The organism is Seohaeicola sp. 4SK31 (genome assembly GCF_028802875.1).
GTDB lineage: Bacteria > Pseudomonadota > Alphaproteobacteria > Rhodobacterales > Rhodobacteraceae > Seohaeicola.
On sequence record NZ_JARAMP010000025.1, the window covers coordinates 24188 to 46662 of the forward strand.

Sequence of the window (22475 nt, forward strand, 5' to 3'; positions counted from 1 at the left end):
CAGATGCCCGACGCCACGATCCGCAGCATCCTTGACGCTGTGCCCTTGCCCGCAGTCTTTCTGGGCGAGGGCGACCGGATCCTGGGCGTGAACGCACGGGGGGAGGCCCTTTTCGGCGCTGTCGAGGGGCGTCCCTTCATCACCATGATCCGGCAACCAACGGTGCTGGACGCCGTGGGCGGCGCAAGGGCGCAGCGCCTGCCGCAAACGGCGCGCTACTTGGCCAAGGACGGGACGCAGGACGTGATCTATGCGGTGCATTGCGCCCATGTGGATGCAGGCCCCGCGACGGGTGTGCTGATCAGTTTCGAGGATGTCACCAACCAGCAGCAGATCGGCCAGATGCGGCGCGATTTCGTGGCCAATGTCAGCCATGAATTGCGCACGCCCCTGACTGCGCTGATCGGCTTCATCGAGACGTTGCAAGGCCCGGCCAAGGATGATTCCCAGGCCAGGGACCGCTTTCTGGGCATCATGGCGAATGAGGCGCAGCGGATGAACCGCCTGGTGCGCGACCTTCTGTCCCTGAGCCAGGTCGAGGAAATGGAGCGCGTGCGCCCCGATACCCGGCTTGATCTGACAGACCTGCTGGGATCGGTCCTGCGCAATCTGGAGCCTCTTGCAGAAAAGGCGGGAGGCACGTTGCAGTCCCGGTTGGGCGAGGCTCCGCTTTACGTGGCGGGTGATGCCGATCAGTTGCGGCAGGTCTTTGGCAACCTGATCGAGAATGCCATCAAATACGGCGGTCGTCCGCCAGAGGTGCAGGTGCAGGTGACGGCGCTGGACCGCGACCCTTCGCTGCGCGAGCCGGCCCTCAGCATAGCCGTGATCGACAACGGCCCCGGCATCGACCCCGTGCATATCCCGCGCCTGACCGAGCGGTTCTACCGCGTGGACGGCCACCGCTCGCGCGAGATGGGCGGCACCGGTCTGGGGCTGGCCATCGTCAAGCACATCGTCAACCGCCATCGCGGGCGGTTGCGGATCGACAGCGCGCTGGGGCAGGGCAGTCGCTTTACCGTGATTCTTCCCCGCGCGACATGATCAGCGCGGCAGCGTATCCTCGTCTCCGGTCTGGGTGGCCAGCCAGTCGCGGAACAGCGTCAGCGCCGGATCCTGCGATTTGACGCGCGGCCAGACAAGGTAATAGCTGCCTCTCGTGCGGGTCGGCCCCCCGAACGCCATGACCAGACGACCGGCGGCCAGATCCTGCTCGGCCAGATAATCAGGCAAAAGCGCCACACCCAGACCGTGCAGCGCCGCCTGCGTGATGGTCGAGAACTGGTCATAGAGCGTGCCCTGAGGCGGCTCTGTCGTGACGCCATGACTTGCGAACCAATCCGCCCAGGCGCGGGGCCGCGTCTCGATATGCAGCAGGGGCAGGGACATCAGATCGGCGGCCCGGCGCAGCGGACGGCGCATTGCCAGATCGGGCGAGCAGACCGCCACGACGGTTTCCGTGCGCAGCAGCATGTTGTCAGTCCCGGCCCAGTCGGCATCGCCAAAATGGATCGCAGCATCAAAGGGTTGCGAGGCGAAGTTGAATGGCGCCAGACGGGTGGCCATGTTGATCGTCACCTCGGGGTGCAGCCGTGCGAAATCGGCCAGACGCGGCACCAGCCAGCGCATCCCGAAGGTGGGCAGAATCGCCAGATCCAGGGTCCCGCCACGCGGCTGGACCCGCAACCGCAGCGAGGCCTGGGCGATCTGATGCAACGCCTCGCGCACTTCGGCCACATAGGCGCGGGCAGGGGGTGTCAGGTCCATCCGTCGCCCTTCGCGCTGGACCAGCGGCACACCCATCTGGGTCTCAAGCGTCTGGATCTGCCGGCTGACCGCGCTTTGCGTCAGGGATAGCTCATCCGCCACCGCCGTGGCGCTGCCCAATCTGTCCAGCGCCTCGAGCGCGCGGAGCGAGGCGATTGATGGCAGAAAGCGGCGTGGGGCGATCATCTATGCGGAATACTCATGAATGGATGCGAAACTATCGTTTCATCCCCTCATGAGTATGGTGTAACTTGCAGTCAGACAAGTCAGTCCCGCGCGAAAAACTCATGATGCTGCCTTTGACAGCCGCGCATCGACCCCTGAAGGAGGACCCCATGAACGAGATGAGCCGCCAAGCCCCGAAACTGCGCGCCAAGGATGCGCCTGATCTGGGCCAGTTCGACTGGGCCGACCCTTTCCGTCTGGACGAACAGCTGACCGAAGAAGAGCGTATGATGCGCGACAGCGCGCATGCCTATGCTCAGGAAAAACTGCAACCCCGCGTGCTCAAGGCGTTTGCCGACGAACACACCGACCCCGAGATCTTTCGCGAGATGGGCGAGATGGGCCTTCTGGGTGTCACCACGCCTGAGGAATACGGCGGTCTGGGCGCAGGTTACGTGTCCTATGGTCTGGTCGCGCGCGAAGTCGAACGCGTCGATTCGGGCTATCGGTCGATGATGTCGGTGCAATCCAGCCTCGTGATGTATCCGATCTACGCCTATGGATCGGAAGAACAGCGCCAGAAGTATCTGCCGAAACTGGCCAGCGGCGAATGGATCGGCTGCTTCGGCCTGACCGAACCCGATGCCGGCTCGGACCCCGCAGGGATGAAAACCCGCGCGGTCAAGACCGATGGTGGCTATGTGCTGACCGGCTCCAAGATGTGGATCTCCAACGCGCCCATCGCCGATGTGTTCGTGGTCTGGGCCAAATCCGAGGCGCATGGCGGCAAGATCCGTGGCTTCGTGCTGGAAAAGGGCATGAAGGGCCTGAGCGCGCCCAAGATCGGCAACAAGGTGTCCCTGCGCGCCTCGATCACCGGCGAGATCGTGATGGACAATGTGGAGGTCGGCGAGGATGCGCTGCTGCCCCATGTCGAGGGGCTGAAAGGCCCCTTCGGCTGTCTGAACCGCGCCCGCTATGGCATCAGCTGGGGCGTGCTGGGGGCAGCCGAGTTCTGCTGGCACGCGGCGCGTCAGTATGGTCTGGACCGTCATCAGTTCAAGCGCCCTTTGGCGCAGACGCAGCTCTTCCAGAAGAAACTGGCCGATATGCAGACTGAGATCGCCTTGGGTTTGCAGGCCAGCCTGCAGGTCGGCCGCCTGATGGACGCCGCCAAGGCCGCGCCCGAGATGATCTCGATCGTCAAGCGCAACAACTGCGGCAAAGCCCTTGATATTGCACGCATGTCCCGTGACATGCACGGTGGCAACGGCATCAGTCTGGAATTCGGCGTGATCCGTCACATGGTCAATCTTGAGACCGTGAATACCTATGAGGGCGCGCATGATGTGCATGCACTCATCCTCGGGCGTGCACAGACGGGGTTGCAGGCGTTCTTCTGATCGGGTCTGATGGGCTGACAATACCGGGAACGGCGCGCTTTGCCTTGGGGCAGGCGCGCCGTTGCCTGTTGCAGATCGCTAAACCAACGGAGGGATCATGAACGCGGATCGGAACCTGTGGCGAGACAGCGCGAAAGAAGCCTTCGAAGCGGATGTTTTTACAGGGGAAACTGTCGTTGATCTGTGCATTCTCGGTGGAGGATTCACCGGGTGCTCCGCGGCCCTGTCCGCCGCGAAAGCCGGGGCCACGGTTCTGCTGCTTGAGGCTGAAACAGTCGGGCACGGTGGCTCTGGCCGCAACGTCGGGCTGGTCAATGCCGGGCTTTGGTTGCCGCCGCAGTCGGTATGTGATGCCTTGGGGCAGGCGCAGGGCAACCGCCTGAACGCGGCACTGGCCGCGGCTCCGGGACAGGTGTTCGACCTGATCCAGACCCATGACATCGCCTGCGAACCCGTGCGTGCGGGCACTCTTCATTGTGCGCATTCTGCGCATGGTTTCAAAGACTTGCAGAACAGATTTGAACAACAGAAGGCACTGGGTGCGCCAGTCTCGCTGCTGGATGCCGATCAGGCGCGGCAACGGACGGGCAGCGACAAGGTGCATGGGGCGCTGCACGATGCACGCGCTGGCACCATCCAACCCTTGGCCTATGCGCGCGGCTTGGCGCGTGCTGCGGTGCAGCATGGGGCGCGGATCCATGAACATAGCCCGGTCATCGCCGTGGCGCGACATGGCACCGGCTGGATCATCAACACATCGCAAGGATCTGTAAAGGCAAGTAAAATACTGGTAGCGACCAATGCCTACCATCAGCCGATCAAGGGCGCGGATGTGCCTTCCACAACGCCCGTGCATTACTTCCAACTGGCCACAGCGCCGCTGGGCCATAACGTCGCCGCACAGGTTCTTCCAGGGGGTGAGGGCTGCTGGGATACCGGCACAGTGATGACGTCCTTCCGCAAGGATCAGGCTGGCCGTGTGATCCTTGGCGCGATGGGCAACCCGGATGCGCTGGGGCTCCATGAAGGCTGGGCGCGGCGCGCATTGAACCGGCTTTTCCCGCAAGTCGGCGATGCGCCGTTCGAGCATTTCTGGTCAGGGCGCATCTCGATGACGTCGGACCATATACCCAAGGTGATGCGTCTGGGCGATGCGGGTTATGCGGTCTTTGGCTATTCGGGTCGTGGTATCGGTCCGGGCACGGTGATCGGGCCTGCCACGGCACAGGCATTGCTGACAGGGGATGAGGCGCATCTGCCGCTGGACGCTGTGGACGGCTATGCCGAAGCCTTCACGGGGGCCAAAGGACAGTTCTATGAACTGGCTGCGCGCCTGGTCCACGCAGGGGCCGCGCGATTGGGGTGATCCCGGCATGGCATTCAATTTACGCATAATCAGTATTATGTTAAATATTCAGATACCGTGATGAGGACCCCTAAGATCTTGCCTTGCCCTGATATCAAGGGTTTGTGTGGTGTTTCATGCGACCTATGGTTTTGTTGCCCAAAGGGCCCTTTCATCCGCAAGCTGAACTGACCCTCTCGACATTTCGGATGTTCAGGCGCTATCACTGTTCAGGTCAAGAACACCCGAGGATTCATGACGTCTTTGCTTATCCTGAACGGACCGAACCTGAACATGCTGGGGACTCGCCAGCCAGAGGTCTATGGTCGCACCACCTTGGAGGATGTCCGGCTTCTTTGTGAGGCCGAGGCGCAGCGGCATGGCATGACGATCGCCTTTGCGCAGTCCAATCACGAAGGCGCGCTGATCGACGCGATCCACGCAGCGCGTGGCGTGCATGCCGGGATCATTCTCAATGCCGGTGCCTATACGCATACATCCGTGGCCCTGATGGATGCGATCTCGTCGGCTGCCGTTCCGCTGATCGAGGTGCATCTGTCCAATATTCACGCACGCGAGGCGTTCCGGCACAAGTCGTTCATCGCGCCGGTGGCCCTTGGCCAGATCTGCGGTTTCGGCGCGACGAGCTATGCCTTGGCGATCCGTGCCTTTGCCGCGCATCTTGGGCTGCAATCCGGTGAGCCTGACACATGAGCCTGAACCGTTATCTTGAGGCATTGACGAATGCCCAGAGCCTTGAAGAGCTCTGGGACATGCACTGCCGCAAGATGGCGAGCTATGGGTTTGATCGGCTGCTCTATGGGTTCACCCGTTATCGCAGCGGCACCTCGCTTGGGGATCCCGAGGATTTCGTGATCCTGACCAACCATCCGACCAGCTACGCGGAGTCGTTCATCTCGGAAGGATTCTATTTCCACGGGCCCATGGTCCGCTGGGCGCTGGACAATGAGGGGGCCTGCAGCTGGAGCGTGATCGGCGACATGATCGCGACCGGCACGATGAGCGCCAGCGAGATGCGGGTGATCCAGTTCAACAAGGCGCATCAGGTGATTGCCGGCTATACGATCGGGTTCAAGTCGATTTCGCCCCGCGCCAAGGGGGGCATTGCTTTGACGGCACGGGCCGAGATGCCGCAGGATCAGGTCGATGCGGTCTGGGAGCGGCATGGGCGGGACATCCTTGTGATGAACAACGTGGCGCATCTGAAGATCCTGACCCTGCCCTATACCTCGCCGGGGCGTGGTCTGACGCGGCGGCAGCGCGAGGCGCTGGGTTGGGTCGGCGATGGCAAGACCACGCAGGATATCGCGGTGTTGATGGGGCTGACACCGGCGACGGTCGAGAAGCACCTGCGGCTGGCGCGGGAGGCCCTGAACGTCGAGACGACGGCGCAGGCCGTGCTGAAGGCGGCGCTCCAGAATCAGATGTTCGTGCTGGACGCCTGACCCCCCTGCCCCTTCTCAGCCCCCTCGATTGATCCGGAAAAGCAAGGTCTGACGCTGCGTCCCATCGTGGGACATGATCCTAAGGTATGGAATACCAGACCTTTTTTCAGCGGCGTTCACCATTTTTCAACGAAGTTGAATGCAAAGGTAGGGAAAACCAGACTACCTTAACGCAAGGTAAATTTGCATCCTGATCTTGTTCCGTGAGTGGTGGCTTTGGCCAGGGAACATCAGGACGGATCTTTGCGATACCAAAGCTCTGCGTTCTGCCGGGAAACCGGACCGTCGGCCTGCTTGCGTATTGATCCGTTTGCAGGTCGGCACCTGAACCGCCCGTGAATGTCATCCCCATTTGCACAGGGGCGGAAAAAAGACGGTGCCAACCTTGGGGGTGGCACCGTCGCTTTCTGTCAGACACAGGCCCGCAGGCCCATGGGGATCACGTCAGGATCAGGCGCGGCCGACCTTGGCGACTTCGGCGGCGAAGTCTTCCTTCTCGACCACGATGCCTTCGCCGACTTCCAGACGCAGGAAGCCGGTGATCTCGACGCCGGCTTCTTTCGCGGCAGCCTCAACCGTCAGGTCGGGGTTCACAACGAAAGCCTGACCCAGCAGGGTGACTTCGGCCATGAATTTCTGCATCCGGCCCACGATCATCTTTTCGATCACGGCTTCGGGCTTGCCCGATTCACGCGCGATCTCCATCTGAACGTGCTTTTCCTTCTCGACCACGGCGGGGTCCAGATCGGCCTGGCTCAGAGACGCGGGGTTGGCCGCGGCGATATGCATGGCGACCTGACGGGCGAAGCCTTCGTTGCCGCCCTTCATCGCAACCAGCACACCGATCTTGCCCATGCCGTCGGCGGCTGCGTTGTGGACATAGGACACAACGGTTTCGCCTTCGATCACGGCCATGCGGCGCACGGACATGTTCTCGCCGATGGTGGCGATCTTCTCGGTCAGAACCTCTTCGACGGTCTTGCCGTTCACATGCGCGGCCTTCAGCTCTTCCACCGAGTTCACGCCCATCGCCGCCTTGGCGAAGCTGGCGACCATCGCCTGGAAATCGGCGTTCTTGCCGACGAAGTCGGTTTCCGAGTTCACTTCGATGGCCACGCCGCGGCCACCTTCGACCAGAACGGCCACAAGGCCCTCGGCCGCGGTGCGGTCGGATTTCTTGGCGGCTTTCGCCAGACCCTTGGTGCGCAGCCAGTCAATGGCGGCTTCCATGTCACCATTGGTTTCGGTCAGCGCTTTTTTCGCGTCCATCATGCCTGCGCCCGTACGGTCGCGCAGATCTTTTACCAGTGCAGCTGTGATCGCCATCGCTCGGCTCTCCTCGGATGAATGAAATGGATCTGCGGGCGGTTATGACCGCCCGCATGTGTCAGGGATGTGACGGGATCAGGCCTGGCCGGTTGCTTCGGCCAGCAGTTCCTCGACCGGGGCGTCTTCCAGTGCGCCCAGATCGACGCCAGCGGCACCCATCTGTGCGGTCATGCCGTCCAGAGCGGCGCGGCTGACCAGATCGCAATAGAGCGCGATGGCACGGGCCGCGTCATCGTTGCCGGGGATGATATAGTCGATACCATCGGGCGAGCAGTTGGTATCGACCACGGCCACGACGGGGATGCCCAGCTTGTTGGCTTCGGCAATCGCCAGCTGCTCTTTCTTGACGTCGATGACGAAAAGCAGGTCCGGCACGCCGCCCATTTCGCGGATCCCGCCAAGGCTGGCCTGCAGTTTGGCCTGCTCGCGTTCCATGTTCAGACGCTCTTTCTTGGTCAGACCTTCGGCGCCGCCTGCCATCTGCTCGTCGATCGACTTCAGACGGTTGATCGACTGCGACACGGTCTGCCAGTTGGTCAGCGTGCCACCGAGCCAGCGGTGGTTCATGTAGAACTGGGCGCATTTTTCGGCGGCTTCGGCGACGGGCGCGGCAGCCTGACGCTTGGTGCCCACGAAGAGGATGCGGCCGTTCTTGGCGACGGTGTCACGGATGACCTTGAGCGCCTGGTCCAGCATCGGGACGGTCTGGGTCAGGTCCATGATGTGGATGCCGTTGCGCGCGCCGTAGATGAAGGGACCCATGCGGGGGTTCCAGCGCTGCGTCTGGTGGCCGAAGTGAACGCCTGCTTCGAGCAATTGGCGCAGAGTGAACTCGGGAAGAGCCATAAATCGTTTCCTTTTCCGGTTTTCGCCTCGGCGGGGGTGTAAGAGCGGATGCTCCAACCGGCGGACATATGGGGATGTCTCCCCCATAGGCCCACCCCGCCTGCGGGATTTCAGTGGCGCGCGTATAGACGGGATGTGGCCGGGGTGCAAGGGGGGCAATCCCTGCGCGTGTTGCAGGCGGTGCATGGATATTTGGGGCAAGAAGAAGCAGGCGGGTTTGCCGACTTGTGCAGGCGGGGTGTTTCGGGGCAGGAAGAAGCATGAGCGGAACGCATGACATCTTGTGTATCGGGTCGGTCCTGTGGGACGTGATCGGGCGCGCGCCGAGCCATATGCGGCAGGGTGCGGATGTGCCGGGGCGGATCACCCGCCTGCCCGGCGGCGTGGCGATGAACATCGCCATGGCGCTGGCGCGGTTCGGGTTGCGCCCGTCGCTGCTGAGTGCGGTGGGGCGCGATGCAGAGGGCGATGAGCTGATCGCGGCCTGTGCCGCTTTGGGCGTGGGGACGGAACATGTCTATCGGTCCGACGATCTGCCGACCGACCGGTATATGGCGATCGAGGGGGCCAACGGGTTGATCGCGGCGATTGCCGATGCCCATTCGCTGGAGGCGGCGGGGGCCAAGATCCTGCGGCCCCTGATGGGCGGGGCCTTGGGCGATGCGGCGCGGCCCTATGCGGGGTTGATGGCATTGGATGGCAATCTGACGCGCGCCTTGCTGGACGAGATCGCGACGCATCCGGCCTTTGCGGCGGCGGATCTGCGGGTGGCGCCGGCCAGTCCCGGCAAGGCGGACCGGCTGGGGCCGTTCCTGAGCCATGGGCGGGCGGTGCTTTACGTGAACATTGAGGAGGCATCGATCCTGTGTCAGCAGCCCTTTGCCGAGGCCACGCAGGCGGCGGCGGGGCTTGTGGCGCGGGGGGCGGCGCGGGCGCTGGTCACGGATGGGGGGCAGCCGGCGGCGGATGCGACGGCGGAGGCTGTGGTCACCCTGCCCTGCCGCCAGGTGCTGGTGACGCGCGTGACCGGCGCGGGCGATACGTTCATGGCGGCGCATATCGCCGCCGAAGTGGCGGGTCTTGCGCGCGAGGCCGCCTTGGCGCGCGCGCTGGAGGCTGCGGCCACTTATGTTTCAGGAGAGATACCGTCATGATGCTGTATACCCATTCGCCCGAGGTGGCGGCGGCTTTGGATGCGGGGCGGCCCGTGGTGGCGCTGGAGAGCACGATCATCACCCATGGCATGCCCTGGCCGCGCAACCTTGAGGTGGCGCGGATGGTGGAGCAGGTGGTGCGGGATGCGGGGGCGGTGCCTGCGACGATCGCGGTACTGGCGGGGCAACTGCATATCGGGCTGACGGCGGCGGAGCTGGAGGCGCTGGCGCAGGCGAAGGGGGTGGCCAAGCTGAGCCGGGCGGATCTGGCGGTCTGCATGGCGCAGGGCGGCACGGGGGCCACGACGGTGGCGGCGACGATGATCGCGGCGGAGCTGGCGGGAATCGAGGTCTTTGCCACGGGGGGCATCGGCGGGGTGCACAAGGGGGCGGAGGAGACGTTCGACATCTCGGCCGACCTTCAGGAACTGGCGGCGACGCGGGTGACGGTGATCGCGGCGGGGGCGAAGGCCATTCTGGACCTGCCCAAGACGCTGGAGGTGCTGGAGACGCTGGGCGTGCCGGTCATCGCCTATGGGCAGGATGATTTTCCGGCCTTCTGGTCGGCGCGGTCCGGGATCAAGGCGCCGCTGCGGCTGGACAGTGCGGAGGCGATTGCGCGGGCGCATCGGATGCGGGCGCGGCTGGATCTGCCGGGCGGGCAGTTGATCGCCAATCCGATCCCGCGGGCGGCCGAGATTGCCCGCGCGGAACTGGCCCCGGTGATCGCGCAGGCCACGGCCGATGCCGAGGCGCTGGGGATCGTGGGCAAGGCGGTGACGCCCTTCCTGTTGCAGCGGATCTTCGATCTGACGGGCGGTGCCTCGCTTGAGGCGAATATCGCGCTGGTGCTGAACAATGCGCGGCTTGGGGCGGCGGTGGCCTCTGCGCTGGTGGTGGAAAAACTGGGAGGCGGGTCGGTGACACCCGGACGGTGAGGACGCTGCCCATTGTGGCGCGCTTTCCGACCGCTTAGATAGTTGGGGGCAAACCGCCCCCGGACATGAGAGATGACCAAGCCATTCGATCCTGAACAGACTCCGGCGCCGCGGCGCACTGGCCCGTTGTCGGGCCTGCGGTCCAGTTTTCTGACCGGGATCATCGTGATTGCGCCCATTGCGCTGACGATCTGGTTCATCTGGTCGCTGATGGGCTTTGTGGACAGCGTGGTGCTGCCGCTGGTGCCGGACCGGTTCAATCCCGGCAATTACTTTGACATCAACCTGCGCGGTCTGGGTGTGGTGATCTTCCTGATCTTCACCGTGATCGTGGGCTGGATCGCCAAGGGCCTGATCGGGCGGTCGTTGATCCGCTTTGGCGAGTCACTGGTGCACCGGATGCCGGTCGTGCGGTCGATCTATTCCGGGGTGAAGCAGATCGCCGAGACAGTGTTCGCCGAATCCGACCGCAATTTCGAGAAAGCCTGCCTGATCGAATATCCCCGCAAGGGGATCTGGGCGATCGGCTTCATCTCGACCGAGGCCAAGGGCGAACTGGCGCAGCGCATCCTGTCGGACCGTGGGCCGCTGATGAGTGTCTTTCTGCCCACAACCCCCAACCCGACCTCGGGTTTTTTGCTCTATGTGCCGCGCGAGGATCTGATCGTCCTTGAGATGAGCGTCGAGGATGCGGCCAAGTTGATCATCTCGGCGGGGTTGGTCTATCCCAATCCCAAGGACCCCAGCCGTCCGGCCGAGGCGGCCTGACCGGAAACGCGCCGGGGCCAGACGCCCTCAGGCCAGCATCTGGGCCAGATCGACGGTCCCGCGCTGGTTCAGGTCATCCTTGTGTGCGGCCAGAAACCCATCGGCTGCCGCGCGCCCTGCCGCCTTGAGCCGCGACAGCAGCACCGGGTTGGGCAGGATCTTGGTCGCGACGGACAGATCATTCATCAGCGCATCATCCGAGATCATGTGCACCAGCACATCCTTCATCGTGCCGGAGGTCAGCGCGCCGGTGGCCAGCAGACGCTTGACGAAGGCGATGGCGCGCAATTCGCGCAGCAGCGAGGCGTTGAAGCTGATCTCGTTGATCCGGTTCTGGATCTGGTTGGGGCTGCGCGGCAGGTCATCGCGGATGATCGGGTTGATGTTCACGATCATCACGTCCGCAGGCAGGTCAGGCTCGAAAAACGGAAAGAGCGCAGGGTTGCCGCTATAGCCGCCGTCCCAATAGGCCTCCAGCCGCCCGGTGGCGGGATCTTCGATCTCGACCGCCTGAAACAGCGTGGGCAGACAGGCGGAGGCGAGCAGCGCGCCGGTGCTGATGTCATGGCCGGTGAACACGCGGATCTTGCCGGTGCGCACATTGGTGGCCCCCACGAAGAGGCGCGGGCCGTCACTGGCGCAGACCGTATCATAGTCGAATGCCTCGGCGATCTGGGTGAGTGGATTGGTGTAGAACGGCCCCAGCGCATAGGGCGAGGTCATGCGCGTGATCGCATCGGCCATGCCATAGACGACCGAATTCTCCAGCGCGGAACTGACGGCGGCTGTGGTGGGCGAAAACTCGGTCAGCCAGCGGGTGACGGGGGTTTCCTGCAGCGCGCCCATTTTGGACCAGAGCCAGTCGAGATTGGCCCGCGCGCCCTCGCGCCCGCCTTTGAGCCAGCCCGATTTATAGGCCGCACCATTGAGTGCGCCCGCCGAGGTGCCGGAAATGGCGGCGATCTCGATATCGTCCTCGTCCAGCAGGCGGTCGAGGACGCCCCATGTGAAGGCGCCATGCGCGCCGCCACCCTGCAACGCGATATTGATCTGTTTCACAGTCATAGCTGGTGCCTTTCATGGCATCCGGGGGAGACGTGAGGGGGCGCTGCCCCCTGCGTCGAACGGTGTTCGAAGCTGACCCCCGGGATATTTCAGGCAAGGAGAAACGGTTTCAGAGCGCGGTCCAGCCGCCATCCACGCTGATCGTGGTGCCGGTGATCTGGGCCGCCGCATCCGAACAGAGGAAGACGGCGGTGCCGCCCAACTGTTCGACGGTGGCAAATTCACGCGAGGGTTGGCGTTCGAGCATGACCTTCTTGATCACCTCGTCGCGGCCCATGTCGTATTTCTTCATCGTGTCGGGGATCTGCGCCTCGACCAGCGGGGTCAGGACGTAGCCGGGGCAGATCGCGTTGCAGGTGATCCCCTGCCCCGCGGTTTCCAGCGCCGTGGTCTTGGACAGGCCGACGATGCCATGCTTGGCCGCGACATAGGCGGATTTGTAGGGGCTGGCGGTCAGGCCATGGGCAGAGGCGATGTTGACGATGCGGCCCCAGCCTGCCTTGCGCATCATGGGCAGGGCTATGGCGGTGGTATGGAAGGCCGAGGTCAGGTTGATCGCGATGATCGCGTCCCATTTCTCGGTCGGGAATTCGTCGATCGGGCAGACATGCTGGATGCCCGCGTTATTGACGAGGATGTCGCAGGTCCCGGCCTGTGTGATCAGGGCACGGCAGTCGTCAGCCTTGGACATGTCGGCCTTGATGTAGCGGGCGGTGACGCCGAACTCGGCAGCGATGTCGCGGGCCAGGGCGTGATCCTCGTCCCGGTCGGTGAGGGAGTTGAGCACCACATCGGCACCCGCGCGGGCCAGCTCGCGCGCGATGCCCAGACCGATGCCGGAATTCGATCCGGTGATGATGGCGGTTTTTCCGTTCAGCGACATGCGTGTCTCCCTGTGCAGTGACGTGGTCTCGCCGGTGGCGATGATGCAGTTGCAGCATAGCATGGTCGGGATGGGAAAGACGAGGCGCTGGCGGGTGTCATTTGGCGGGCCAAAAAAAAACGCCGGCGCGAAGCCGGCGTTAAGTTATTGAGGCAGGTTTCATACAGGCAAGAAACCTATCGAGCAGTGCCTTCGTTATAAGCAATCCTGTTTCAGCTTCCAAGCTAAAAGTTTGAAAAGACGGGAAACGAGCGTTACCCTGCATGGCAACAATAGATGGCCAGAGCAGGATAGGCGTCAGCATGGACCGCGATTTTTTCCGTCGTTTTCGTCGGGGGGCTGCCGTTTGCAGCCTTGTTTTTCTTGGCCTGACACAGCCTCTTCTGGCGGATGGGACGCCACGCCATGGCATAGCTATGTATGGGGAGCCTGCCCTTCCACCTGATTTTGTGTCCCTGCCCTATGCGAAGCCGGATGCGCCCTTTGGCGGGCGTCTGGTCGAGGGGGCGACGGGCGGGTTTGATTCGCTCAACCCGTTCATCCTGAAGGGCACCGCGCCGTGGCAGTTGCGGTTTCTGGCTTATGAGTCGCTGATGGCGCGGAATTGGAACGAGCCCTTCTCGCTTTACGGGCTGCTGGCCGAATCGGTGACGGTGGCCGAGGACCGGTCCTGGGTGGAATTCACCCTGCGCGAGGGGGCGCGATTCTCGGATGGGAGTCCGGTCACTGTCGCAGATGTGATCTGGTCCTATGAGGTGTTGGGGACGCAGGGGCATCCCCGCTATCTGGGATTCGCGGCGCAGACCGAGAGCATCACGCAGACGGGGCCGCGCAGTCTGCGGATCACGTTCAACACCGCAGACCGGGAGCTGGCGCTGATCGCGGGGCTGCGGCCCATCCTGAAGAAGGCGCAATGGGAGGGGCGGGATTTCACGGCCTCGACCATCAATGACGTGCCGGTCGGGTCGGCCCCCTATGTGGTGGCGGGCTTCGAGCAGGGCCGGTTCGTGACGCTGCGGCGGAACCCGGACTATTGGGGCAAGGATCTGCCGATCCGGCGGGGGACCAACAATCTGAACGAGATCCGGATCGAGTATTACGGCGACGATTCGGTCATGTTCGAGGCGTTCAAGGCGGGCGCGGTCACGGTCTGGCGCGAGACGAATGCCGAGGATTGGGAGACGCGGTTCGATTTCGACGCGGTGCGGCGCGGGGATGTGATCCTGTCCGAGATCACGCATGAGCGGCCCACGGGGATGACGGGGTTTGTCATGAACACCGCGCGACCGCATCTGTCGGACTGGCGGGTGCGCGAGGCGCTGATCCTTGCGTTCAACTTTCCCTATATCAACGGGACCGTGACGGGCGGTAAGCAGCCGCGCATCACGTCCTATTTCTCGAACTCGGAACTGGGGTTGGAACCGGGGCCTGCGACAGGCCGGGTGCGCGAATTGCTGGAGCCTTTCGCGGCCGATCTGCCCCCCGGTGCGCTGGAGGGATATGCCCTGCCGGAAGGAGACGCGTCCGAGCGCAACCGCACGGATCTGCGGCGCGCGGCGGCGCTGTTGGAGGAGGCGGGCTGGCGGATTGATGGCGGGCGGCTGGTGGATGACAGGGGCGCACCCTTCACGCTGGATATCCTGCTGCGCCAAGGGGATCGCGGCAATCTGGCGGTGATCGAGATCTATCGCACGGCGCTGGAGCGTCTGGGGATCACGGCGGGGATCCGGCCGGTGGACAATGCCCAATATGCGCAGGCCGAGGCGGCGCAGGATTTCGACATGATGCCGTTCCGGCGTGATCTGTCCCTGAGCCCCGGCAATGAGCAGCGGCTGTACTGGGGCGCGGCAGGCTCAGGCACGCCGGGCACGCGCAATGTGATGGGGATGCAGGTGCCAGCCGCCGATGCGATGATCGACCATATGCTGAGCACCGAAAGCCGCGAGGAGTTCATCGCCGCCACGCGGGCGCTGGACCGGGTGCTGATGGCGGGGCGGTATGTCATTCCGATCTGGACAACCAATGTTGATCGTATCGCCCATGCGAAACAGTTGAAATTTCCCGCAGATACGCCGATTTATGGCGACCGGATCGGGTGGATGCCCGATGTCTGGTGGTTTGAGGAGTGAGCAGAATGAAGAAACTGGCGATCATCGCTCTGGGGCTGGGCTGTCTGGCCCTGCTGGCGGGCTGTGCCACGGTGGAAGGTGTCGGGCAGGACATCTCGGGCGGGGCGCGCACGGTCCGGGGGTGGTTCTGAGCCGCGCGACCGCGTCAGACCAGTGACGTGACCCAGAGGATCGTCGCATCCTCGGGGCTGACCGAGACGACATTGTGCCCCATGGCGGCGTCGTAATAGGCGCTGTCGCCCCGGCGCATTTCGACGGGTTCATAGAATTCCGTAAAGAGCCGGATCACGCCGGTGAGGACATAGAGAAACTCCTCGCCGTCGTGGCGGACCCAACCGTCGAACTCCTCCATCCGGCGGGCGCGGACGCGGGCGCGGTAGGGCAGCATCTGCTTGCGTGTCAGACCTTCGGCAAGCAATTCATGTTCATAGGTGGTGGTGGCATGGCGCGCGCCTTCACCCGAGCGCGTGACGATCCGCCGTCCGGTGATCTGTCCCGCCGCGGGTGGCGTGAACAGTTGCGGCACGGAGATATCCAGACCCGTGGCCAGTTTCTTGAGCGCATCATAGGTGGGCGACATCTGCCCGTTTTCGATCTTGGACAGGGTCGAGCGCGCGAGACCCGCCTGCCGCGCCGCCTGTTCGAGTGTCAGGCCCAGATCCTTGCGCAGGCCGCGCACGCGCTGCCCAAGGTCCAGCGGTTCGGCCACGGCCGAGCCGCCATCGGCGCGGGCAATGCGGATCAGGGATCTGGGATCACGGTCGCTCATGACCTGTGGATATAGAGCCAGCCACTGACGCATGCAACGCAGGGATATGGCCCGCGACAGGGTGACTTGCAACTGGCGCGGCACGGGCCTAGCAAGGGCGCCATGCAAGCAATATTCGACATGGGCCCCCCTGCCCCCTGCCCCCGCCCGTTCAACATGGCCGCCCATGTGTTGGCCCATGCGGCTGACCTGCCGGACAAGGTCGCGCTGTCCGTCATCTCGCAGGATGGGGCGGATAGCTGGACCTATGCCCGTCTGGCTGCCGCCGTGCGTGGCACGGGGACGGGCCTTCTGGCAGCAGGGTTCCAGCCCGGTGACATCCTGTTGATGCGGCTGGGCAATACGGTGGATTTCCCCCTGGCCTATCTGGGCGCGATTGCGGTGGGGCTGGTGCCTGTGCCGACTTCGTCGCAACTGACGGCGGTCGAAGTGACCAAGATGGTGGCGCAGTTGTCGCCGCGCGGGATTCTGCGTGATCCGCGTGTGGCCTGCCCCGAGGAGACGGGGCTTCCGGTGATCGACACGGCGGCGCTCGCCATGATGCGCGACCTGCCGCCCTGTGACTATGCCATGGGAGACCCGGACCGGCTGGGCTATATCATCTATACTTCGGGCACATCGGGCATCCCGCGCGCGGTGATGCATGCGCATCGCGCGATCTGGGCGCGGCGGATGATGCATCAGGGCTGGTATGGCTTGGGCCCGCAGGACCGCTTGCTGCATGCGGGGGCGTTCAACTGGACCTATACGCTGGGGACCGGGTTGATGGACCCCTGGTCGGTGGGTGCGACCGCGCTGATTCCAGCGGAAGGGGTTGCGATCGAGGCCTTGCCCGCGCTTCTGGCGGACCACCAGGCCACTATCTTTGCCGCGGCGCCGGGAGTCTATCGCAAGATCCTAAGCCATCCCATGACGATCGACCTGCCTGCGCTGCGTCACGGGCTGGCGGCTGGTGAGAAGCTGTCGGACCGCGTGCGCCAGCACTGGAATGAGGCCACCGGCACGCCGATCTATGAGGCTTATGGCATGTCGGAATGTTCCACCTTCATCTCGGGCAGTCCGGCGCATCCGGCGGCCCCCGGCACGCTGGGCCGACCGCAGGATGGGCGTCGGGTGGCGATCCTTGGGCCGGATGGCCCCGTGGGGCTGGGCGAGGAAGGCACGATTGCCGTGGCGCGGCGCGATCCCGGCCTGATGCTGGGCTATTTCGGGGCCGAGGCCGAGACGGCGGCCCGGATGCAGGGCGACTGGTTCCTGACCGGCGATCAGGGGATGATGGATGCCGACGGGCAGATCACCTATCTGGGCCGGGCTGATGACATGATGAACGCGGGCGGCTATCGTGTGTCCCCGATGGAGGTCGAGGCGGCGCTGCTGACCCATCCGGCGATCCGCGAGGTGGGCGTCACCGATATCGAGGTCAAGGAGGATGCGCGCATCATCGCGGCCTTCTATGTGGGGGATGCGGTGGATGAGGCTGATCTGAAAGCCTTTGCCGCGGCGTGTCTGGCGCGCTACAAACAACCGCGGGTATATGTCCGCCTTGATGCGCTGCCCTCCGGGGCCAATGGCAAGATCCTGCGCCGCGCCCTGAAACCGATTTACGAGGCCCGCCATGGTCAAGCTTGATATCCTGTCCGATCCGATCTGCCCCTGGTGCCTGATCGGCAAGGCGCAACTGGAGCGCGCGCTGGAGGCGCGGCCCGACCATCCTTTCGTGATCGAATGGCATCCGTTCCAGTTGAATCCCGACATGCCGCCCGAGGGGGCGGACCGGCGGGCCTATCTGGAGGAGAAGTTCGGCGGCAAGGAGCGGGCTGTACAGATCTATGCGCGGATCGCGGAACATGCCGAGGCCGCCGGGATCGAGATCAATTTCGAGGGGATCAAGCGCACGCCCAATACGCTGGATGCGCATCGCCTGATCCATTGGGCGGGGATCGAGGGGGCGCAGAGCCGCGTCGTCTCGGCGCTGATGCGGGGCTATTTCCAGGAGGGCCGCGATATCGGCGACCGCGACACGCTGGCCGACATCGCCGACAGTGCCGGTCTGGATGCGGCGGTGATCCGCAAGCTTCTGGACAGTGATGCGGATATGCAGGAGATCCGCGACCGCGATACGGTGGCACGCGAGATGGGGATCTCGGCCGTGCCCACCTTCATCGTGGCCGGCAAACATGCCGTGCCCGGCGCGCAACCGACCGAGGTCTGGTTGCGGGTGATCGACGAGATCATGGCGCAGGACGCGGACGAGAGCGAAGGCTGATCCCTGATGTCCCTTGCCGGTGCCAGTGACCTGCTCGGAAAGGGTCTGCGCAAGATGCCATCGCGGGGCGAGTTCATCGCGCTGATCGCGATGCTGTTCGCCATCATCGCCTTTTCCATCGACGCGATGTTGCCCGCCCTGCCCCGGATCGGCGCGGAGCTGAGCCCCGCCGATCCCAATCGCGCGCAGTTAATCGTGATCGCCTTCGTGCTGGGCATGGGGGCGGCCACATTGGTGACCGGTCCGATGTCGGATTCCTGGGGCCGCAAGCCCGTGATCCTTGGGGGAGCGCTGCTTTACATGATGGGGGCAGCGCTGGCCTGGGCGGCCCCGACGCTGGAATTGCTGCTGCTGGCCCGGTTCGTGCAGGGTGTCGGGGCGGCCGGGCCGCGTGTGGTGGGCATGGCGATCGTGCGCGACATCTATGGCGGGCGCGAGATGGCGCGCATCCTGTCCTTCATCATGCTGGTCTTCATGCTGGTGCCTGCCGTGGCGCCGCTGGTGGGTAGCTGGATCATCGCCGCTGCCGGCTGGCGCGCCATGTTCGGGGCCTTCGTGATCTTTGCCGCCGTGGCGAGCCTGTGGCTGATGCTGCGCCTGCCCGAGTCCCTGCCCCGCGCCGCGCGCCGCCCGATGCGGGCCAGCGTCCTGCGTCAGGCCGTGGGCGAGGTGCTGACCCATCCGGTCGTGCGCCTGTCGATCATGGCGCAGAGCATGGGCTATGTGATGCTGTTCACCACGATCAGCCTGATCCAGCCGGTCTTTGATCAGGTGTTTCAACGCGACCCGGAATTCCCGCTATGGTTCGCGGGCATGGCTGTCGTCACGGGCAGCGCCTCGGTTCTGAATGCGGCGCTGGTGATGCGGCTGGGAATGCAGCGGCTGGCCATGGCGGCCTTTGGCGGACAGATGATCCTGTCGACCCTTATGACCCTGTGCTGGCTGGCGGGGTTGCGCGGGGATGCGATGTTCGCGGTCTATGTGGTCTGGCAATGCACGGTGCTGTTCCAGTCGGGGCTGACCGTGGGCAACCTCAATGCCATCGCGATGGAGCCGATGGCCCATGTGGCGGGCACGGCGGCCAGTGTGATCGGGGCGATTTCCACCGTCTCGGGCGCCTTGATCGCCGCCCCCATCGCGCTGGTATTCAATGGCACGCCCTTGCCCATGACTCTGGGCGTGGGCGGTGCCTCGGCGGTGGCCTTTGCGCTGCTCTGGCGTCTGGGGCGGCTGGAGCGGCGCTTGCGGCGCGCGGGACGCGACGATCCGTTCAAATAATTTCTGTATACAGTCGCATACCGTCTTTGCAGATAGCGCGCTTTGCGCTATGACCCGGCCCGAGAGCCGATTCACCAAAAAAGGGGATATCCCACATGACCAAGATCAAGGTAGCCAACCCGGTCGTCGAACTTGACGGCGATGAGATGACCCGCATCATCTGGGATTTCATCAAGCAGAAGCTGATCCTGCCCTATCTGGATATCGACCTGAAATATTACGATCTGGGGATCGAGGAGCGCGACCGCACCGATGACCAGATCACCATTGATGCGGCCCATGCCATCAAGAAATACGGCGTCGGCGTCAAATGCGCGACCATCACCCCCGACGAGCAGCGGGTCGAGGAATTCGGCCTCAAGCAGATGTGGAAATCGCCCAATGGCACGATCCGCAACATCCTTGGCGGCGTGATCTTCCGCGAGCCGATCATCTGCCGCAACGTGCCCCGCCTTGTGCCGGGCTGGACCCAGCCCATCGTGGTGGGCCGTCATGCCTTTGGCGACCAGTACCGCGCGACCGATTTCCGTTTCCCCGGGCCCGGCAAGCTGACGATCAAGTTCGTGGGCGAAGACGGCACCGTGATTGAACGCGACGTGTTCGACGCCCCCGGCGCAGGCGTGACCATGGCGATGTATAACCTGGACGAGTCGATCATCGATTTCGCCCGTGCGTCCATGAACTATGGTCTGGTCAAGGGCTGGCCCGTATATCTGTCCACCAAGAACACGATCCTGAAAGCCTATGACGGGCGCTTCAAGGACCTGTTCCAGAAGGTCTATGACGAGGAATTCGCCGACAAGTTCAAGGCCGCTGGCATCACCTATGAGCACCGCCTGATCGACGACATGGTGGCATCCGCGATGAAATGGTCGGGCGGCTATGTCTGGGCCTGCAAGAACTATGACGGCGACGTGCAGTCGGATACCGTGGCGCAGGGCTTCGGCTCGCTTGGCCTGATGACATCGGTGCTGATGACGCCCGATGGACAGACGGTCGAGGCGGAAGCGGCCCACGGCACCGTGACGCGGCATTACCGCGAGCATCAGAAGGGCAAGGAAACCTCGACCAACTCCATCGCGTCGATCTTTGCCTGGACCGGTGGCCTGAAGCACCGCGCGAAACTGGACGGCAACACCGAACTCGCCCGCTTCGCCGAGACGCTGGAGCGTGTGACCGTGCAGACGGTCGAGGATGGTTTCATGACCAAAGACCTCGCCCTGCTGGTCGGCCCCGATCAGAAATGGCTGAGCACCATCGGCTATCTGGAAAAGGTCGACGAATATCTGAACAAGGCGCTGGCCGGGTGATTAACGCCTAAGGTTGGAGTGGAGGGGGTCGCCGGGAGGCGGCCCCTTTTGCGTTTAGGGGGAAATTTTACTGTGTTGCATGCTAAGTTTGAGTATTCTTTACAACTTCTTCGATCTTTGCTTGCTCAGCGCTAGAATTAATTGAGATGTTTGCATTTGCCAAAGCCAGTCTTGCCTCAATCTGTGACAGTTGAGAATCTATTAATATATTCTTTACTGCCAACCGATCTGAATTATCGTAATGATCGCCGTTAACTAGCGACCTCAACGATTTGAATGTTTCATCATAGAAGTATTGCGCCCAGTAAAAACCAAACTCATCACCAAATTCGTCAAAGCCTTCTTTACTATTCGGAACAATTGGCACAACAACATTCTTTAGAACGTCTTTTTTCAAAGCCTGTGATGTATCTTGACCAAGTCCTGCGAGGTAAAGTGCAGTTACGGCTTGCAAGTTAATGGTCTGGTAGGCTTTGAAGCAAAGTTGCGCACGATCAGGAAGATAGAGGCTTCCAGGCACAGGGTCTAGTGTTGCAAACGAACTCATAAAGTCTTTTAGCTTCAGGGTTTCTGTAAGCATTGCACAAGACTGTTGAGCTTTTATATTTTTGCTTGCGCTTTCTAAATATTCGCTCTTTAGGATTTTGACCATTTCCACGGCCATAGTTGCACGAGAAAGGAACTGGCAATTTCTAGCGACCGACTCCGCGGCTTCAATACGTTTTCGCAAGACAACAGACTCTCGATCTTGCTTCTGTGCTATCAAAAAGCTAGCTATTCTATTCAATTCTTGCTCTTGGGAAGATAGATCAGATCGCAGCTTTGTATCCTTCTCTTGCAACTCTGATTTTAAGTTTTCAAGTTTCTTAGAGAAGCGAAACTCAAAAGAAGAGTTAACGAACCGGCTTAGATTGTCACGAAAAAATAGTCCAATCGCCACAATAAGAGCACTTCCAGTTGCCGAACCAAGAATATAAGTTAGGATTTCCATTTCTTCATTCCAAAAAATCATGAATCTTAAAAGTGTATATCTTGTTTGAAGAGGTTTGTCTTGGAGTTACCTTCCACTTAACCCGACTCACAAAGGACCGCCGCCATGCCCTACCTCCTCCTCCTTCTGGCTGTGGTGGCTGAGACGATTGGCACCTCGGCCTTGCAGGCGAGCCAGCAGTTCACGCGGCCCTGGCCTTCGGTGCTGGTGGTGGTGGCGTATGGGATCAGTTTTTACCTGCTGGCGCAGACCCTGGCGTTCATGCCGGTGGGTGTGGTCTATGCGCTGTGGTCGGGGTTGGGGATCGTGTTGATTGCGGTGATCGGGTTTGTTGTGTTCGGGCAACGGCTTGATCTGCCTGCGGTGATCGGGATGGCGATGATTCTGGGCGGGATCGTGGTGATCCATCTGTTCTCGAAAGCCTCGCCGCATTGAATGTGCGGCGAGGTTTTTTGAGTATTTATGGCAAGATGAAACGGTGGTTCAGCCCGCGGCGCGCAGGCGTTTGATGAGGGCGGAGGTGTCCCAGCGGCCGCCGCCCATTTTCTGCACGTCCTTGTAGAACTGATCGACCAGCGCGGTGACGGGCAGGCTGGCCCCCGT

At 62.8% G+C, this 22475-nt stretch carries 22 protein-coding genes and 1 pseudogene; 15 read left to right on the plus strand and 8 right to left on the minus strand.

What is annotated here, in order from left to right:
* The first annotated feature begins 3 nt into the window (after positions 1-3).
* Entirely contained in the window at positions 4-1044 is a 1041-nt protein-coding gene (locus tag PVW27_RS17735; protein ID WP_274560041.1) for an ATP-binding protein, read from the plus strand.
* Here PVW27_RS17735 and PVW27_RS17740 read toward each other — a convergent pair whose 3' ends face one another.
* A complete protein-coding gene (locus PVW27_RS17740; protein ID WP_274560043.1) occupies positions 1045-1953 on the minus strand; it encodes a LysR family transcriptional regulator in 909 nt (302 codons plus the stop codon).
* A 158-nt stretch (positions 1954-2111) separates the two neighbouring features.
* On the opposite strand from PVW27_RS17740, the gene PVW27_RS17745 reads away from it, so the two are divergent.
* The 4 genes from PVW27_RS17745 to PVW27_RS17760 all read left to right on the plus strand — a co-directional run bounded on the left by PVW27_RS17745 (position 2112) and on the right by PVW27_RS17760 (position 6146).
* Entirely contained in the window at positions 2112-3335 is a 1224-nt protein-coding gene (locus PVW27_RS17745) for an acyl-CoA dehydrogenase (protein WP_274560083.1), read from the plus strand.
* 97 nt (positions 3336-3432) lie between these two features.
* The gene (locus PVW27_RS17750) at positions 3433-4701 is read left to right on the plus strand and encodes an NAD(P)/FAD-dependent oxidoreductase (protein WP_274560045.1); all 1269 of its coding nucleotides are present in this window, start codon (positions 3433-3435) and stop codon (positions 4699-4701) included.
* 234 nt (positions 4702-4935) lie between these two features.
* On the plus strand, positions 4936-5394 hold the full coding sequence (gene aroQ, locus PVW27_RS17755; RefSeq protein WP_274560047.1) for a type II 3-dehydroquinate dehydratase: 459 nt from the start codon (positions 4936-4938) through the stop codon (positions 5392-5394).
* Positions 5391-6146, plus strand: coding sequence for a LuxR family transcriptional regulator (locus PVW27_RS17760; RefSeq protein ID WP_274560048.1), 756 nt, complete (start codon positions 5391-5393; stop codon positions 6144-6146). The genes aroQ and PVW27_RS17760 overlap by 4 nt, the downstream gene beginning before the upstream one ends.
* Before the next feature lie 450 nt (positions 6147-6596).
* On the opposite strand, the gene tsf is transcribed toward PVW27_RS17760, so the two are convergent.
* Positions 6597-7472 carry a translation elongation factor Ts gene (gene tsf / locus PVW27_RS17765; RefSeq protein ID WP_274560050.1) on the minus strand — a complete coding sequence of 292 codons (876 nt, stop codon included), beginning with the start codon at positions 7470-7472 and terminating at the stop codon, positions 6597-6599.
* A 78-nt stretch (positions 7473-7550) separates the two neighbouring features.
* The gene (gene rpsB / locus PVW27_RS17770; protein WP_274560052.1) at positions 7551-8321 is read right to left on the minus strand and encodes a 30S ribosomal protein S2; all 771 of its coding nucleotides are present in this window, start codon (positions 8319-8321) and stop codon (positions 7551-7553) included.
* Between the two features lie 260 nt (positions 8322-8581).
* Here rpsB and PVW27_RS17775 point away from each other — a divergent pair, with 260 nt between their 5' ends.
* The 3 genes from PVW27_RS17775 to PVW27_RS17785 all read left to right on the plus strand — a co-directional run bounded on the left by PVW27_RS17775 (position 8582) and on the right by PVW27_RS17785 (position 11181).
* Positions 8582-9475 carry a PfkB family carbohydrate kinase gene (locus PVW27_RS17775; protein ID WP_274560054.1) on the plus strand — a complete coding sequence of 298 codons (894 nt, stop codon included), beginning with the start codon at positions 8582-8584 and terminating at the stop codon, positions 9473-9475.
* Positions 9472-10413: a pseudouridine-5'-phosphate glycosidase gene (locus PVW27_RS17780; protein WP_274560056.1), complete on the plus strand. Its 942-nt coding sequence runs from the start codon at positions 9472-9474 to the stop codon at positions 10411-10413. Before PVW27_RS17775 ends, PVW27_RS17780 begins: the two co-directional genes overlap by 4 nt.
* Positions 10414-10485: 72 nt before the next feature.
* Positions 10486-11181 (plus strand): DUF502 domain-containing protein, encoded by a 696-nt coding sequence (locus PVW27_RS17785; RefSeq protein ID WP_274560058.1) that lies wholly within the window; start codon positions 10486-10488, stop codon positions 11179-11181.
* Positions 11182-11208: 27 nt separating this feature from the next.
* On the opposite strand, the gene PVW27_RS17790 is transcribed toward PVW27_RS17785, so the two are convergent.
* Together PVW27_RS17790 and PVW27_RS17795 are read right to left on the minus strand one after the other, a co-directional pair.
* A complete protein-coding gene (locus tag PVW27_RS17790) occupies positions 11209-12246 on the minus strand; it encodes a patatin-like phospholipase family protein (protein WP_274560059.1) in 1038 nt (345 codons plus the stop codon).
* Between the two features lie 109 nt (positions 12247-12355).
* A complete protein-coding gene (locus PVW27_RS17795; RefSeq protein ID WP_274560061.1) occupies positions 12356-13129 on the minus strand; it encodes a 3-hydroxybutyrate dehydrogenase in 774 nt (257 codons plus the stop codon).
* A gap of 302 nt (positions 13130-13431) precedes the next feature.
* Here PVW27_RS17795 and PVW27_RS17800 point away from each other — a divergent pair, with 302 nt between their 5' ends.
* Positions 13432-15258 carry an extracellular solute-binding protein gene (locus PVW27_RS17800; protein ID WP_432762094.1) on the plus strand — a complete coding sequence of 609 codons (1827 nt, stop codon included), beginning with the start codon at positions 13432-13434 and terminating at the stop codon, positions 15256-15258.
* A gap of 5 nt (positions 15259-15263) precedes the next feature.
* Positions 15264-15389 (plus strand): entericidin EcnA/B family protein, encoded by a 126-nt coding sequence (locus PVW27_RS17805; RefSeq protein WP_274560062.1) that lies wholly within the window; start codon positions 15264-15266, stop codon positions 15387-15389.
* A gap of 14 nt (positions 15390-15403) precedes the next feature.
* Here the strand turns inward: PVW27_RS17805 and PVW27_RS17810 are convergent, their stop codons facing one another.
* Complete coding sequence (locus PVW27_RS17810) at positions 15404-16027, minus strand: helix-turn-helix domain-containing protein (protein WP_274560066.1); 624 nt, start codon at positions 16025-16027, stop codon at positions 15404-15406.
* Between the two features lie 102 nt (positions 16028-16129).
* On the opposite strand from PVW27_RS17810, the gene PVW27_RS17815 reads away from it, so the two are divergent.
* From PVW27_RS17815 to PVW27_RS17830, 4 genes are all read left to right on the plus strand, one after another.
* On the plus strand, positions 16130-17656 hold the full coding sequence (locus tag PVW27_RS17815) for a class I adenylate-forming enzyme family protein (RefSeq protein WP_274560068.1): 1527 nt from the start codon (positions 16130-16132) through the stop codon (positions 17654-17656).
* Positions 17643-18293, plus strand: a complete 651-nt coding sequence (locus PVW27_RS17820) for a DsbA family oxidoreductase (protein WP_274560070.1) — start codon at positions 17643-17645, stop codon at positions 18291-18293. Before PVW27_RS17815 ends, PVW27_RS17820 begins: the two co-directional genes overlap by 14 nt.
* A 6-nt stretch (positions 18294-18299) precedes the next feature.
* A complete protein-coding gene (locus tag PVW27_RS17825) occupies positions 18300-19571 on the plus strand; it encodes a multidrug effflux MFS transporter (protein ID WP_274560071.1) in 1272 nt (423 codons plus the stop codon).
* A gap of 95 nt (positions 19572-19666) precedes the next feature.
* Complete coding sequence (locus PVW27_RS17830) at positions 19667-20881, plus strand: NADP-dependent isocitrate dehydrogenase (protein WP_274560074.1); 1215 nt, start codon at positions 19667-19669, stop codon at positions 20879-20881.
* 82 nt (positions 20882-20963) lie between these two features.
* Here PVW27_RS17830 and PVW27_RS17835 read toward each other — a convergent pair whose 3' ends face one another.
* The gene (locus tag PVW27_RS17835) at positions 20964-21872 is read right to left on the minus strand and encodes a hypothetical protein (protein WP_274560076.1); all 909 of its coding nucleotides are present in this window, start codon (positions 21870-21872) and stop codon (positions 20964-20966) included.
* A gap of 105 nt (positions 21873-21977) precedes the next feature.
* On the opposite strand from PVW27_RS17835, the gene PVW27_RS17840 reads away from it, so the two are divergent.
* Entirely contained in the window at positions 21978-22307 is a 330-nt protein-coding gene (locus PVW27_RS17840) for an SMR family transporter (RefSeq protein WP_274560078.1), read from the plus strand.
* 48 nt (positions 22308-22355) lie between these two features.
* On the opposite strand, the pseudogene PVW27_RS17845 reads toward PVW27_RS17840, so the two are convergent.
* Positions 22356-22475 (minus strand): annotated as a pseudogene (locus PVW27_RS17845) (oxidoreductase); the annotation flags it as partial.

Coding starts and splice junctions, on each gene's coding strand:
- PVW27_RS17735 (WP_274560041.1), top strand. CDS start 4: ATGCCCGACGCCACGATCCGCAGCATCCTTGACGCTGTGCCCTTGCCC.
- PVW27_RS17740 (WP_274560043.1), bottom strand. CDS start 1,953: ATGATCGCCCCACGCCGCTTTCTGCCATCAATCGCCTCGCTCCGCGCG.
- PVW27_RS17745 (WP_274560083.1), top strand. CDS start 2,112: ATGAGCCGCCAAGCCCCGAAACTGCGCGCCAAGGATGCGCCTGATCTG.
- PVW27_RS17750 (WP_274560045.1), top strand. CDS start 3,433: ATGAACGCGGATCGGAACCTGTGGCGAGACAGCGCGAAAGAAGCCTTC.
- aroQ (WP_274560047.1), top strand. CDS start 4,936: ATGACGTCTTTGCTTATCCTGAACGGACCGAACCTGAACATGCTGGGG.
- PVW27_RS17760 (WP_274560048.1), top strand. CDS start 5,391: ATGAGCCTGAACCGTTATCTTGAGGCATTGACGAATGCCCAGAGCCTT.
- tsf (WP_274560050.1), bottom strand. CDS start 7,472: ATGGCGATCACAGCTGCACTGGTAAAAGATCTGCGCGACCGTACGGGC.
- rpsB (WP_274560052.1), bottom strand. CDS start 8,321: ATGGCTCTTCCCGAGTTCACTCTGCGCCAATTGCTCGAAGCAGGCGTT.
- PVW27_RS17775 (WP_274560054.1), top strand. CDS start 8,582: ATGAGCGGAACGCATGACATCTTGTGTATCGGGTCGGTCCTGTGGGAC.
- PVW27_RS17780 (WP_274560056.1), top strand. CDS start 9,472: ATGATGCTGTATACCCATTCGCCCGAGGTGGCGGCGGCTTTGGATGCG.
- PVW27_RS17785 (WP_274560058.1), top strand. CDS start 10,486: ATGACCAAGCCATTCGATCCTGAACAGACTCCGGCGCCGCGGCGCACT.
- PVW27_RS17790 (WP_274560059.1), bottom strand. CDS start 12,246: ATGACTGTGAAACAGATCAATATCGCGTTGCAGGGTGGCGGCGCGCAT.
- PVW27_RS17795 (WP_274560061.1), bottom strand. CDS start 13,129: ATGTCGCTGAACGGAAAAACCGCCATCATCACCGGATCGAATTCCGGC.
- PVW27_RS17800 (WP_432762094.1), top strand. CDS start 13,432: ATGGACCGCGATTTTTTCCGTCGTTTTCGTCGGGGGGCTGCCGTTTGC.
- PVW27_RS17805 (WP_274560062.1), top strand. CDS start 15,264: ATGAAGAAACTGGCGATCATCGCTCTGGGGCTGGGCTGTCTGGCCCTG.
- PVW27_RS17810 (WP_274560066.1), bottom strand. CDS start 16,027: ATGAGCGACCGTGATCCCAGATCCCTGATCCGCATTGCCCGCGCCGAT.
- PVW27_RS17815 (WP_274560068.1), top strand. CDS start 16,130: ATGCAAGCAATATTCGACATGGGCCCCCCTGCCCCCTGCCCCCGCCCG.
- PVW27_RS17820 (WP_274560070.1), top strand. CDS start 17,643: ATGGTCAAGCTTGATATCCTGTCCGATCCGATCTGCCCCTGGTGCCTG.
- PVW27_RS17825 (WP_274560071.1), top strand. CDS start 18,300: ATGTCCCTTGCCGGTGCCAGTGACCTGCTCGGAAAGGGTCTGCGCAAG.
- PVW27_RS17830 (WP_274560074.1), top strand. CDS start 19,667: ATGACCAAGATCAAGGTAGCCAACCCGGTCGTCGAACTTGACGGCGAT.
- PVW27_RS17835 (WP_274560076.1), bottom strand. CDS start 21,872: ATGGAAATCCTAACTTATATTCTTGGTTCGGCAACTGGAAGTGCTCTT.
- PVW27_RS17840 (WP_274560078.1), top strand. CDS start 21,978: ATGCCCTACCTCCTCCTCCTTCTGGCTGTGGTGGCTGAGACGATTGGC.